The 13,205-nt window shown below is 48.5% G+C and carries 10 protein-coding genes; 2 read left to right on the top strand and 8 right to left on the bottom strand.

Features of this window, described 5'->3' with window-relative positions; all coding sequences use genetic code 11:
• Positions 1-83: 83 nt before the first annotated feature.
• The 3 genes from lon to EL645_RS13185 are packed head-to-tail and all read right to left on the bottom strand — an operon-like array spanning position 84 to position 3,485.
• Complete coding sequence (gene lon / locus EL645_RS13190) at positions 84-2,573, bottom strand: endopeptidase La (RefSeq protein ID WP_218031828.1); 2,490 nt, start codon at positions 2,571-2,573, stop codon at positions 84-86.
• Positions 2,506-2,979, bottom strand: a complete 474-nt coding sequence (locus EL645_RS40890) for a hypothetical protein (RefSeq protein ID WP_218031827.1) — start codon at positions 2,977-2,979, stop codon at positions 2,506-2,508. The genes lon and EL645_RS40890 overlap by 68 nt, the downstream gene beginning before the upstream one ends.
• Before the next feature lie 29 nt (positions 2,980-3,008).
• On the bottom strand, positions 3,009-3,485 hold the full coding sequence (locus EL645_RS13185) for an Hsp20/alpha crystallin family protein (RefSeq protein WP_161977346.1): 477 nt from the start codon (positions 3,483-3,485) through the stop codon (positions 3,009-3,011).
• A 736-nt stretch (positions 3,486-4,221) separates the two neighbouring features.
• Between EL645_RS13185 and EL645_RS13180 the strand changes: the two genes are divergently transcribed.
• The gene (locus EL645_RS13180) at positions 4,222-4,713 is read left to right on the top strand and encodes a hypothetical protein (protein ID WP_126550681.1); all 492 of its coding nucleotides are present in this window, start codon (positions 4,222-4,224) and stop codon (positions 4,711-4,713) included.
• Positions 4,714-4,896: 183 nt separating this feature from the next.
• On the opposite strand, the gene EL645_RS13175 is transcribed toward EL645_RS13180, so the two are convergent.
• Both EL645_RS13175 and EL645_RS13170 read right to left on the bottom strand, forming a co-directional pair.
• Positions 4,897-5,802 carry a hypothetical protein gene (locus tag EL645_RS13175; protein ID WP_126550679.1) on the bottom strand — a complete coding sequence of 302 codons (906 nt, stop codon included), beginning with the start codon at positions 5,800-5,802 and terminating at the stop codon, positions 4,897-4,899.
• Between the two features lie 421 nt (positions 5,803-6,223).
• Positions 6,224-6,670, bottom strand: a complete 447-nt coding sequence (locus EL645_RS13170; RefSeq protein WP_126550677.1) for a hypothetical protein — start codon at positions 6,668-6,670, stop codon at positions 6,224-6,226.
• Positions 6,671-7,909: 1,239 nt separating this feature from the next.
• Between EL645_RS13170 and EL645_RS13165 the strand changes: the two genes are divergently transcribed.
• Positions 7,910-8,602 carry a TetR/AcrR family transcriptional regulator gene (locus EL645_RS13165; RefSeq protein ID WP_126550676.1) on the top strand — a complete coding sequence of 231 codons (693 nt, stop codon included), beginning with the start codon at positions 7,910-7,912 and terminating at the stop codon, positions 8,600-8,602.
• Between the two features lie 64 nt (positions 8,603-8,666).
• On the opposite strand, the gene EL645_RS13160 is transcribed toward EL645_RS13165, so the two are convergent.
• The 3 genes from EL645_RS13160 to EL645_RS13150 all read right to left on the bottom strand — a co-directional run bounded on the left by EL645_RS13160 (position 8,667) and on the right by EL645_RS13150 (position 13,048).
• On the bottom strand, positions 8,667-9,014 hold the full coding sequence (locus tag EL645_RS13160) for a hypothetical protein (protein ID WP_126550675.1): 348 nt from the start codon (positions 9,012-9,014) through the stop codon (positions 8,667-8,669).
• A gap of 225 nt (positions 9,015-9,239) precedes the next feature.
• Entirely contained in the window at positions 9,240-9,581 is a 342-nt protein-coding gene (locus EL645_RS13155) for a hypothetical protein (RefSeq protein ID WP_126550673.1), read from the bottom strand.
• Between the two features lie 692 nt (positions 9,582-10,273).
• Positions 10,274-13,048, bottom strand: coding sequence for an MGH1-like glycoside hydrolase domain-containing protein (locus EL645_RS13150; protein ID WP_174845299.1), 2,775 nt, complete (start codon positions 13,046-13,048; stop codon positions 10,274-10,276).
• Between the last annotated feature and the right edge of the window lie 157 nt (positions 13,049-13,205).

Raw genomic sequence — 13,205 nt, 5'->3', positions numbered from 1 at the left:
AGCAACAAAAAACCTCCTGAATTGAACCACTTTGCTGGTTTAAACTTCAGGAGGTTTATTTTTTAGCAGGCTAGAGCAGCGTATTAAGCTTTGGCGATAGCCTTTTCACTCTTCTCGCCCTTTTCGCCTTTACGTTTACGATGGCGGCCATCGCCATTGGCTGCGGCCTTCTCATCATGCTCATCTTCAGGCACGAGGGCGGTATCGAGGACCTGGCGAATATCGCTGGCAAAGGTGAAATGCATTTGCTCGCGCAACTCGTTTGGAATGTCCTCCATAAACTCAGCCTCGTTCTTGGAAGGGAGAATAACTGAGCGGATACCAGAGCGGTAGGCGGCCAGCACCTTCTCCTTGACCCCACCAATCGGCATGACTTTGCCACGCAGGGTAATCTCACCGGTCATAGCCAGGTCAGAGCGCACCTTACGGCCACTGGCCAGTGAGACCAGCACCGTCACCATCGTCACACCAGCTGATGGTCCATCCTTGGGGATAGCTCCAGCAGGGACATGAATATGTACATTCTGCCCCTCAAACACATTCTTGGGCAGCCCCAGGGATGCAGCATTAGAACGTACATAGCTGAGAGCAGCAATGGCAGACTCTTTCATTACATCACCCAACTGGCCCGTCAGGATCAAGCGCTCCTCTTTACCCGGCATGGTTGCGGCCTCAATAAACATGATTTCGCCACCCACGGCGGTCCAGGCCATACCTGTCGCGATACCAGGCCGATCGATACGCTCAGCCGCCTCATCAAAGAAACGCTGGCGACCCAGGTATTCAGTTACCTTGTCAGCCGTGATATGCACGGGGGTCTTCAGGCCTTCAGAGACCTGGCGCGCCACCTTACGGCTCAGAGAACCCACCTGGCGTTCCAGGCTACGCACACCAGCCTCGCGCGTATAATCCCGAGTCAGGCGGCGCAAAGCATCATCGTCAAGCGTCAATTCATCAGGCTTGAGACCATTAGACTCTAACTGCTTGGGCAGCAGGTAGTTACGAGCGATATGTAACTTTTGCTCTTCGGTATAGCCTGAAAGCTCAAGAATTTCCATACGATCGCGCAAAGGTGCGGGAATGGGTTCCAGCGCATTGGCGGTCGCGATAAACATTACCTTTGAGAGATCAAAGGGCAGGTCAAGGTAGTTATCACGGAAATTGTAATTCTGCTCGGGGTCCAATACCTCAAGCAATGCCGAAGAAGGATCACCACGCCAATCCGCCCCGACTTTATCTACCTCATCCAGCATAATCACTGGATCATTGGCATCAACACGGCGCAGGGTCTGAATAATGCGACCCGGCATAGCACCAATATAGGTACGGCGATGGCCACGAATCTCAGCCTCATCGCGAATACCACCCAGAGACATACGAGCGAACTTACGGCCCAGCGCACGAGCAATCGACTGGCCAAGCGAAGTCTTACCAACTCCAGGAGGGCCAACAAAGCACAGAATGGGCTCACGATGTAGAGGGCGAGCCGCCTCTTGATCCTTCAAAGGCTGGGTCGGTGTAATCTTCTCAACCTCCACCCCTTCCTCTTCCTCAACCAGCTCGCGTTCGCGTGCTATTTCCTCAGCCAGGCGATCCTCTTTCAAGCGGCGCACCGCCAGGTATTCCAGGATACGCTCTTTAATCTTCTGCAGATCATAGTGATCCTCATCCAACACCTCACGGGCATGAGGAACATCGATCTGGGTAGCCGTCCCTTTATTCCAGGGCAACGACACCAGCAATTCAACATAGGTACGAATGATACTATATTCAGGCGAAACCGTTGGCAGCTTCTCCAGGCGTGACAGCTCACGATTAGCCTCTTTATAGGCCTCTTCGGGCATCTTCGCCTCTTCAATCTTACGCCGCAACTCATTAACGGTCGCCTGCTCCTCACTCTCCTCACCCAATTCACGCTGAATCGCCTTCAGCTGTTCGCGCAACAGGTATTCCCGCTGCACCTTGCCCATCTCTTCCTGGGCGCTATTCTGAATTTTCTTCCCCAGCTCAAGAATTTCCAACTCATGGGCCAGGAAATTGCTCAACTGACTTAACTTCTCATGTACAGAATCGATTTCAAGCAACTTCTGCCGCAGTTCCATCTCCATCTGAACAAAAGTCGCGATCACATACACAACCTGGCGCGGCTCCTCCAGATTTAAAGTCGCCGCCGCGACACCTTCCGGCACATTCTGCACCAACGCAACCAGTCGCTGGAAATAACTAATCACATTGCGCTTAATAGCCTCGGTCTCGGTATCTGCTTCCTGAATATCGGGTTTCGCCGTCACCTTAGCCTGTAAATACGGCTTCTCCTGCGTAAACTCATCAATGGTCACGCGCTCCAGACCCTGAACGGCAATCTGCACCGTCCCATCGGGCATACGGAACATCCGACCAACACGCGAAACCGTACCCACACGATAGATATCATCCGGGCCCGCATGATCAATATCGGGCGACTTCTGAGCCACCAGAACGACCAGGCGATTGCCACGCATCACATCATCGATCAAACGGATATAGCGCTCTTGTCCAACCGCGAAAGGCTGCACAGAAAAAGGATAGATCACCGTATCCTTTAGGCAAAATGGGCAAAACCTCAGGAATATTCAGACGCTCCTCATCTTCTGAGCGCACAAGGGGTTCACCATCCTCGCCTAAAAGAGCAACCTCTTCAGGACTAGAAGAAGGAACAGCCGTCTCAGTGGCCACCGGAGACTCAGTAACAGGAGCCTCATCATGTGAAGTCTCGGAAGCAGGTTTTTTCTCATCATCAGAGGAAGATGATGACTCTGGCTCCTCATCTGAAGTGGAATGCTGCTCTTGCTCAGGCTCGCCATCGCTCGAAGACGCATCATCGGAAGCATCCGCAGCGACGGGCTGGTTCTCCAGAAGCTCATCTTTAGCATCAGTATTGGCCTGTTGCATCACATCCTCTTGCGGATCTACCGCATGCTGATTTTTAATCTTTTCCATAAAATCTTCTCTACGTATTTCGAATAATCTCACTCTTGTTTTACGATACCCTGAATATGCACTTGCTCAACCTTTTTCGCAGGTAATTTCGGCAAATCTACAGAGAGCATGCCATTCTCATAGCGAGCAATAACAGCATCATGATCGAAGGGACGAGGGATAAACACCTCTACCCGGAAGGGGCCATAGCGAATTTGCGCCTCCTGATAGCTCAAACCTTCCTGGGCCTCATGAATATCGAGACGCTCACCACTGACAACCAATGCATCTTCGTACAGAGTAACTTCAATATCTTCTTCTCGCATACCAGCGAGCTCAATTTTTACCCTGATCAGCTCAGCCGACTCAAGAATATCAGTCAGAGGACGCCAGGTGATAGACTGCTGCAGAATAGACTGCTGACCCTGACGAAGTGCCTCATCCAGAAGCTGACGATAATGCTGCTCCAGTTGCTTTTGCGACCCCTCGCGCGAACGATAGGTCACATACCGATAGCGCATACGCATAGCTTTTACCCCTATCATAAAGATCAAATGGGATGGCACACGGCCTCTACTTACCTCTGTAAATGACGAAGAACTTGCTTGTATACATTATCACGACAAGCACAACGAATGGAAGGAGGGGACGTGCATCTCTATAGAAAAAGGCAAAAGACCCAGGCATTTATTCCATGCACTGAATGAATAAAGAATGCCCGCTGCCTTTTGCCTAAACGACGCTACAGAAAAAGATGTTGTGCTTTACCCGAGAGGAAGATCCTTCTCTCCAGAGGCAAGAGCTTTCTGGCACTCCGGGCAGATATATTCATACTCGGAATTGCTCTCTGAAAAAACATCACTTTGAATTACACGAGCATAACGGAGACGGGTTGCCTTTCCGCATCTCGCGCAAGTGACATAGGTTTCCGTGACGGCAGTTCGTCGGGTTCCAAGAACGTCTTCCTGCATGACCGACACCTGTCTTTCTATAGTATTTCAGAAAGGGTTAAAATTATAAGATGCTCCATATTAATACATATGGAACTTTTGCCAGAGACACATCAAAAGGCCTTCCACAAGGCCACCAATCTTGATTATGACACGCCATATATAAAATTGCAAGTATGTTTGACGAGTTCATATTGATATGCTACTATGTGTCTATATCCTCTTTAACACCGTCTAATATTTTATGTAGCGCGTCCCCAGAACTTTCGTCGCAGTATTTGTCATCCCTATAATAATGAGGGTAAGAAATACGATGATTACGCAAACGCTCAAGCGTTGGCTGAACCAATTATTTGCCTGGTGGCCCTGGAAAGGAGCAACCACGACAAACCAGGTTCAACCGACAAGCAGGGTAAGCTGGAGTCCCGCACCAGAAGCCACCTGGTACGCAAACGCTCATGAAATAGAGTCAGCAACGCCACAGGTAGGCAACGCATCCATCGCGCTTGAACAGGACATGGATGCCACACACCAGGACACCCGGCCCGCAGAACATGATCAGACAGCAGACCCTCCATCCCAAACTCAATCCACCACGATCAGTAACAATGTTTTTTTGAACAGACCCCCTATTTTATCAACGAAAAAGCCAGTTGATACGGTGACACTATCTGCACAGAAAAACAACCATGACAGCACGGACGCTGAGAGCCATTTATTGTTTCTCCACTATCTCGTTCAACAGGGTATTTTTAATGAGGGTTTTAAAGAGGAGCAGATACCTGAACAATACAGAGGCAAATAATAGCAGCAAGAGAAAACTCTCCCGGATTAAGCTGGAACATTTTATACTCAAATCGAGTGCGATGGCAGATATCTAAAAGACAGATCGCGTACCAACATCAAAGCAGCGCACCACACAAGTTTCATACACGCATCAGAATAATGGGGGAGACATGATAAATCATTTAATCCCCCCACTAAAACGCTACACGCTAGCAGCCGTAAAACCCTGCGCCTGAGCCTCTTTTTCAGAAGAGAAGTAAATGACATCGACAGGCTTCCCATCGGCATCCGCCAACTGGTCCAGGGGTGTTTCAACTGGATAATACTGCTTTGTGCTGGCCAGGCCAACAAAAGTAGCATCCGTAGGAGTCGACTGCGCGCCGTCCGCCAGTTCCTCAGCACTCCTGGTAGACACAGGCCCATCGTGATCAGCTACAGTAATCACCTCACCAAAGGGATGGGATTCCGGATAGCGGTCCCTGGTGCGAATCGCATGAATCTCGCCCTGTGGTTGAGAGATATGGATCGCTGAGCGATTGGAATCATAGCTCAACTGAATAGGGGACTCATCATCCTCTTCTGCGTGGCGAAGACGTTTGCGTACCAGCACAAAAGTGACGATACCAGCCGCCGTCAGACCACAGCCAAAACCAAGCGCAATCCAAAAACTGCGATCCTGTTCAGCAATATTCTGTTGTGCCTTACGGCTACGCTTAGCCAATTCTTGAGAGAAATCGCCTCCACGCTCAGCCAATTCCCGCGAAAACTTATTGCTACGCTCAATGAAGTCCTCAGTCAATCCATTGGCACGCTTCCACAGATCCTGATTCACTGATCGATCCCGCAGATCTTCCAACACATCCGCCAGCGAGGATCCAATCAACTGCAAACGTTCTTGCATATCAGATTGCACATCGGACGCGAAAGCCGCAACTTTCTCTTTTCGGTCAGCATTACGATAATCCGCCACAGCCTGCTCTGCCTTCTGCTGAGCACGGATACGTTCAAGCGCGGCATTCACCACAGGAGCCAGGGTACTGGCAGACAACAGAGCGACACGGGCCCAACTTCCCGTTTGCTGGAATATATTTTTTTGTTTAGTATTCATACAACCTCCTCATGCAGAGCAAAGCTACTTACGTAGAGGACACGATTCATAACGTACTCTCGATGTACAGGTAAACCAAAACTGGTAAGTGAGCACGTCCAAAGAAACTCTGGCTTCCACCAATAAACAGGTGACTACGATCAATAACACAGAGCTTCTGAATTAGTATGTCAGTTTATATCGAAACATGTCAAGAAAACGAGGTGTATTTCAACGAAGATAGAGAAAATGCAAAGACGCATACGAGCTATTCATTTAAAGCGCTAGCGGCTAAAAAAGCAGCACCTGCGGATTTAATAGAGGGAAGCAAAAAGAGGAAGGGAAAATAACGTCAAATGATCTCAGCAGCACGCGCCAGAGCAGGCGATACATAATGGTAAGTATTCAGGAATAGATTAAAGTAAGTAGTGGTAGAAATAATTTATGAAAAATCTTCGGCAGAGAACTCGCTCAATTGAAGAACCAGACGGCAGAAATGCAACATCGCGGAAGCTGATTCCAGATAAGCCTCATCACTGGTCGCTGACTGCTGAGCAACAGGAATGCGACGGCGTAAAGCACGCAGCACCACCATCACATCCTCTTTGAGAGCCGCATCCAGATCACCGCGCTGCATCAACAGCACAACCTGACTGACAATCGAGTCAACCTCGTGACGCATCATATCCAGATCATCAATCCAGGGATCGCCATCATCTTCTGCAGCATCATCACCATTGCCCCACAACAGTGCATCAGCGAATTGATCGCGCCGCTTAGCATCGCTACGCATGGTTTTTCGGGATTGTCGTAGAGGAGTCTGGGGTTCTTCTTGCTTTACACCTAGTTCACTCAACAATACAGACAATTCGTCTTCCCAGCCAGCCATAGAGCACCTCCTTGTGAAACACCGCAAACAGTGATCTAAACAGGAATCTCAAGACTGCAAGGTTTCGCGCACACAAAAAAACAAAGTTTTTATGCAGACGGCGTCATTCCTCTAAGCCTGAAACCTTAACCGAAGTGTAACACAGTGTTTCAGCATTGTAAATAACCCAAATGGTTATAGTAGATGCTGCATGAGATAGGACTTTTGCGGTCCTGGCATGAATGTAAGTACGATCGAATAACTATCCTATAAACACCCTCGACTTATGTAAAGCCAATAGAAATGCATATGCATGGTAGTTGTGATGGTTTCATGTTATTTTCTGAAAACAAAGCCAGAAATTGAACGCAACAATAAACACGATATGATTTTTATATTATTTTTTCAATATTTTCTAAACTTAATACACGTAAAGCAACAATGACTATGACGTTTAGATATTTTTGTCATGCATATCATTATTATTCGTTTTTCGATCTGGAAGGGATTAAGCAAGGAAAAGCCCCCACGTACATTCTTGTTGCAGATTTATCGACTATGGAATAGACAAAAAAGTTTAACCATCAAATAACGGTTGCTTAATACAGGCCTGCTAAACTACATTTGTCAGCAGAAAGCACGATATGATGAGACGCCGGGTTGAAGGCCAGCGTGGGTAGCCTAGATTTTTTCCGATTACCCTCGACAGCACCTCCCTGGCACCTTCCATCAACATAGCTTTTATTGCTCACGCGATAATTGCTATGCCTCTTGTGGCGACGTTTTCCCTAAAGGGAGCGCTCGTCAGCCGGGCGAGAAGGATCCTCCGAACTTCTCGCCCATGGGATCAAGGATCAAAGTTAAATTTACTCCACTATTATAATTCAAGCGCACGTTATATATCCTCAATACCGTTGAGAAACGTCTTTTCATTGAAAGAAAAAGCCGTGGTCAATAGCTCCACCAAAACATTTACCTTCTGTGCCAAAAAGACGGCCGGGAAGCTGACACAGAACAGGGCTTTTTAAGGTTCCTCTTTGGCGCCTGCGGCGCCGGGTTGGGAGGGTGGAGGGTATGTGGTGGACGGCTGCGGCTGCCCCCACACCTGAAAGAATGTATATCGTATCGCTTGCTCGTGATCTCTGGACGAACATTAAAAAGCACTGGACACAGAAGTGTATAGCTTGACAATAAGCAATTTAGAGCCCTATACTTATCAATCGATAAGTATAGGGTGAGTAGAATCAGGAGTGATGCGCCATGCCACGTGCGTCAAAGAAAATAGCTACACGCGAAGAGACAGAAGAGACACGCCAGACTATCCTACGAACAGCTGAGCAGTTATTTATGGAATATGGCTATCGCGCAGTATCGACACGCCAGATTGCTGATGCCTGTGGACTGACACAACCAGCCCTCTACCACTACTTCGCAGACAAACAGACGCTCTACGTCGAGGTGATCAAGGATAATACAGCAAAAACCCAGGCCGCACTGGAGCGTATTGTGCGCAGAAATGAAGGCATCGCAGAGCGTCTCTGTCTGATCATACGTTATTTCCAGAATACCATCCAGCACGACATCAGCTTAATGGTACATGATATTCAGCATGAGCTGGACCCGCAAATGAAAGAAGAAATGAAAATGCTCAACCAACTCTTCCTGACATGTTTAATTACCCCGATTGCCTCAGTCTTTGAAGAAGGGATTCAGGCAGACCTCTTACGCCATCCCAAACTGGGGGGGATAGACGCCACCAGCGCGGCCTACCTGTTTATGAGTATGTTACCGAAGTCACGCGCGCGTCCCTCAGCGACACACTATGATCATCATGCGCTGTATACGAGCCGCAATGGCGCCAATATAGAGCAAGCTGAGACCGTGGTACAAATTCTCCTGTATGGCCTGGCCAATAAAGATACCACCAGCACATACACTGATATTATCAACTGATAAAAAAGAGATGCAGGGCTAAATTCTGAGGCTACTGAATATTCCTGAACTCGATTACCGCTTGCTATGCTGGATCATTGGCGGTCTCTTCATCCTGCAAAGAGCTCAAAATCGGATCAGCTTCAACCGTCTTACGGGCTCGACGCTTTCTACGCAAATCACTGGGCAGCATTGGATTGATCAAGCCAATCGCTACACGTATCAAGCCGATCAAGACAACAATAGCACCGATACCAATTAATAATCCCTCGATCGAGTAAGCACCGGTATCCATCAGAAGACCAATCACGATCAAAAGACAGCCAATGCCAATAATGATCAGCCCACTCCAGGTAAACTTATTCCACTTACGCCATACAGCCCGATCCATGATCTCTATCTCACTAACACTATTAGACGGCTGTTCTGCCATAGCGGCACCTCTTTCTGCCTTGTAGAGCAGCATAAGAAAGCCCTACAATAGTCTATTCTAAACCCATCCATCATGGGGCATATGTGAGGACAATATGAAAAGAACTTAGATAGCAAGATAAAAGCCCTCTTCTGATATATACGGAACGGAACATTATATAGCTCCAAACCAGAAATATGCTGAAGAAAGGGCTGTTTATAGCAGCTATGTGCAGTCTGAGATAACTCAATGGCGAATATTGGAGGGGGACACCTGCAAAAATGGTGTGAACAAATTTATCAGCACACCTTCTTCCTTGAGAACGTTCATGCCTGTCCCTTGCTTGCAATAAGTGCCATTCCCGATATCGCGCCGATTGAAGTGGCAGTGGATACGAAAGGTGCTTCCATTGGGAAGTAATTCAATGTTTGCCAGGCATTCGCGTAGCGTGAACATGCGCCGCCAGGGCGAGGTAGAGTCCTCCAACCAGATCTCTAGGGTAAATTCTTTAGATGAGAGATTCATATCGCTTGCATACAGGGTATTTAGAGTCGTCCCGGGTACAAAGTAGGAATAATCTTTCATCATGGTCTCACTTCTTTCACTCTTGTTAAAGAGATAGCCTGGAAAAAAGCTCTTAAAGGCCATCGGAGAAGCCGCTTACTCGTGGTTAGCGACACCATCCTGAGGGCAGTTGTACCTTCAAAATGGCTATACTTATCCGATTGGATGGCTGCTGGTAAAAAAACAAAAATTGATATGTGTGTTAATTTGTTAAAGGGATGTGCCAGTGAGCTTCAGTATATTTGTAAAAGAAACGTATATGGGTATTCTTTGTTGTTCTTTTTTTATATGGTCAATAGGGTTAGTTTTAAGGTTGTTTTAAGTTTTTTAATGTATTTCTAAGTTAGAATATACCATAGGGATGTGGAAAAGTACATAGTTTTTTGAATTGCCGCCTGCGGCGGCGGGGAGAAGAGAGGGGCGGGGCACAGCCCCCGAGCCCCCAGTCAAGGGGTTCCACCCCTTGCATCCCCGCGTTTGGTTGCTGGCAGATGAGGCGGGGATGGCACCTCTTGCATCCCCGCGTTTGGTTGCTGGCAGATGAGGCGGGGATGGCACCTCTTGCATCCCCGCGTTTGGTTGCTGGCAGATGAGGCGGGGATGGCACCCCTTGCATCCCCGCGTTTGGTTGCTGGCAGATGAGGCGGGGATGGCACCTCTTGCATCCCCGCGTTTGGTTGCTGGCAGATGAAGCAGGGATGGCAAGAGGTGTGATATTAGAGGTCGGTGATGGAGGGGCGGGGAGCCTGGTTTTGGCCGGTGTATTCTGACCATTGTTGGATGAGTTTGGCGACGACACCGGTCCAGCCGGTCTGGTGGCTGGCGCCAAGGCCTGCTCCGTTGTCTCCGTGAAAATATTCGTAGAAGAGAATAAAATCTTTCCAGTCAGGATCGCTCTGAAAGGTGGTGACGCCACCATAGACGGGGCGCTGGCCGTTGGCGCTATCCTGTTGAAAAATGCTCATCAGGCGGGCCGATAATTCGGCAGCAACTTCCCACAGGGTCATGTTGTTGCCTGAACCTGTAGGACACTCAACTTTAAAGCTGTCGCCGAGATATTGATGGAATTTTTGCAGGGCTTCGATCAGCAGAAAGTTGATCGGGAACCAGATGGGTCCACGCCAGTTTGAGTTGCCTCCAAAGTCATTGGTACGGGATTCAGCGGGCGTGTATTGTACCTTATAAGGTTGGCCATTGGCCGCTGTAATGCCTGGCAAGATATAGGGATGCTGTTCATGGTATTTTGAGAGTGAACGAATGCCATAAGGACTAAGAAATTCATTCTCATCCAACAATCTGGTCAGGATACGTTTGAGACGCTCGGGCTTAACCAATGCCAGCATGATACCTTGCATAAAGCCACTATCCATAGCGCCTTGAATTTCAACATTATCATGGCTGGTCAGATCGGTATTAGCGTTCAGGAGATGGTCGAAACGCTGGCGAAAATCGGCCAGGTTGGGAGAGTTGAAGAATTTAAGATCGATACCTTCGATGGCGAGAAGCGGGACCAGGCCCACCACGGAACGCAATTTCAGGCTCAGGAATTTCTGGCCATCGATTTCTACATCATCAGCCAGATGCAGCACATCATAATAAAAGCCATCCACATCATCCCAGAGATTTTCGCCATCATCGCCGATCTCATTGATGGCACGAGCGATAAACAAAAATTGTAATAGAAACTGGACGGCCATCTGCTCATAAGTGACATCCTGGCTGGCCAGTTCAATCGCGATACGCAACATATTCAAGCTGAACATACCCATCCAACCGGTAGCATCCGACTGATCCACATAGCCGCTGATGCCAGCAGGGATATTACTGCGATCAAATGGTCCAATATTGTCCAGGCCCAGAAAGCCGCCTTGAAAGATATCGTTGCCATCCACGTCTTTCCGATTCAGCCACCAGGTAAAGTACAGTGCCAATTTTTGAAAGACCTGCTCCAGAAAAATGCGATCACCAGCCCCATACATCTTGGCCTCAATTTTATAGACACGCCAGGCAGCCCAGGCCTGGACTGGTGGGTTTAAATCATTGAAGGACCATTCGTAAGCCGGAATCTGTCCATTTGGATGCATGCTCCACGGCTGCATCAACGACAACATCTGCTGCTTCGCCAGGGTAGAATCGATCATTGCCAGCGGAATAGCGTGGAAGGCCAGGTCCCAGGCTGCGAACCATGGATATTCCCATGTATCCGGCATGGAGATAATATCTTTCATAAAGAGGTGTTTCCAGGCAGAATTGCGTCCGTTCTTGCGCTGCGCAGGAGGTGGTGGGTAAGCAGGATCTCCATTGAGCCATTCTTTGACCATATAATAGTAGAATTGTTTATTCCATAGCATACCAACAAAGGCCTGGTGCTGAATATTACGCAGATCATCTGACAGAGGATTTGGATTAACCGCCTGATAAAATTCAGCGGCCTCCTGCTGGCGCGTCTGGAACAGGGCAGAAAAATTAGTGGCCTCAAATAGATCGCTCATGGCAGCGTTATTGCTCAGGCGCAAACGTAGCACCCGTGTTTCACCCGCTGCCAGTTGTAGCGCGTAAGCAGGCGTAGCCTTGGTGCCCACCTGAGCAGGATTGACCGCCGCCTGCTGACCATGAATAATATATTGCTCGAAGGCATCCTTTACATATGGGGAAGCATTGGCCCCCCAACCAAAATGAGCATTATTGGTCTCATTTTCGGTAAAGAGGACTCCATCCGCCCCCTCAGCATACAGCCACATCGTCCCAATGTCCTGGGCACCGCCCTGAGCTTCAATAACGTGTAGATTGTCTTGCTGCGCCGAGCCACTACGTAGCAGCGGCTTCGTCACGCTATGATCCCATGACCAGTTATTGCGAAACCAGAGCGTGGGCAACACATGGAGCGGAGCCACCTCTGGTCCCCGATTAGTAATCGTGAGCTGGATACAGATATCTTCGGGCGTTTGCTTGGCATACTCTATCAGTACATCAAAATAACGATTCTCGGCAAAGACGCCAGTATCGAGTAGCTCATATTCAAAGCTGGCCGGATCAGCCTTGCGCCTGGCATTCTCAGCCCGCAGATCAGCATAAGGAAATTTCGCCTGAGGATATTTATACAAACACTTCATATAAGCATGGGTTGGCACATTATCCAGGTAGAAATAATATTCTTTGACATCCTCACCATGGTTTCCCTCACCATTGGTCAGGCCGAACAGGCGCTCCTTCAAAAAATCATCCTGCCCATTCCACAGCGTAACGGCAAAACAGAGACGCTGATCAGAATCACATAAACCGGCAATGCCATCTTCCCCCCAACGATAGGCGCGGAAACGGGCATCTTCATAGGAAAAATACGTCCAGGGCTGGCCATCTGCGCTATAATCTTCGCGCACCGTCCCCCATTGACGATCACTTAAGTAGGGTCCCCAATGTTTCCAATGAGCCGTTCCCTGCTGGTTGATGCTTAAACGCTGCCCTTCCCGGGTATCCTGGATTTGAGTCATAGTTTCTTCCCTACAGACAAAATATCAATTACGACTATCCAATTATTCTATAGCTCAATGCTTATAATTAGCCTGCACATCGCTCTTTTTATACATCGATTTTACCCCGGCCGCAGTAACTGATTTACATTTTCTGCGCACCAGAGGCAACTGGCGG

The organism is Dictyobacter kobayashii, assembly GCF_003967555.1.
Taxonomy (GTDB): Bacteria; Chloroflexota; Ktedonobacteria; order Ktedonobacterales; family Ktedonobacteraceae; genus Dictyobacter; species Dictyobacter kobayashii.
Note: the sequence above shows the minus strand (reverse complement) of the source record. Positions and strands in the feature narration are given on the sequence as shown.